General features: G+C 55.6%; 1 protein-coding gene. It reads left to right on the forward strand.

From position 1 onward, the window contains the following. The first annotated feature begins 227 nt into the window (after positions 1-227). Entirely contained in the window at positions 228-446 is a 219-nt protein-coding gene (locus GSQ95_RS25675) for a hypothetical protein (RefSeq protein WP_158896683.1), read from the forward strand. Positions 447-556 lie beyond the last annotated feature (110 nt).

The following is a 556-nucleotide window of genomic DNA, read 5'->3' on the forward strand; positions in this document are numbered from 1 at the left end:
AACATTCTGAGGATGTATGCCGCTGACGTTGTCAGCAACATGCCCCAGGCAGTCCCGGATCTCACGACTGCAGTGCGCTCCAAGCGCATTGATCCAAACCCAAGTTCGCTAAGCATTCGGTAGCGCGAACGATTGACCGGCACCCCCGGTTGATGAATGCACCTTCCACCCACCCTCGACGGGACTCCCCGTCAGGGCCGGTCTCCGTCACATCCTGGAGACCTTCCATGAAAAGCGGTTTTGCGTTGTACCAGGCATTGCGCTCCATCGATGTCCCTGATGACAAAGCAACTGCTGTTGTCGATGCTATGGAGTCCGATATGCAAACTCACCTTGCTACCAAGGCTGATCTCGCACAGCTCGAACTCAAGCTCACCATCCGCATGGGCGTCATGATCTCTACTGCTGTTGGCATCATGCTGGCCGCGATGAAATTCATGCACTGACCTGGCACCACCTTTCTGGCTACACCCACCCACGCGGGGAATACTCTTCCCCTCCCGGGCAAGGTGTTCTCCGTTTTCACCTATTGAAACTGGAGAGTCACCATGAGCAA

It is taken from the genome of Pseudomonas sp. BAV 4579 (assembly GCF_009765395.1).
Taxonomy (GTDB): domain Bacteria; phylum Pseudomonadota; class Gammaproteobacteria; order Pseudomonadales; family Pseudomonadaceae; genus Chryseomonas; species Chryseomonas aestiva.

Coding starts and splice junctions, on each gene's coding strand:
- GSQ95_RS25675 (WP_158896683.1), top strand. CDS start 228: ATGAAAAGCGGTTTTGCGTTGTACCAGGCATTGCGCTCCATCGATGTC.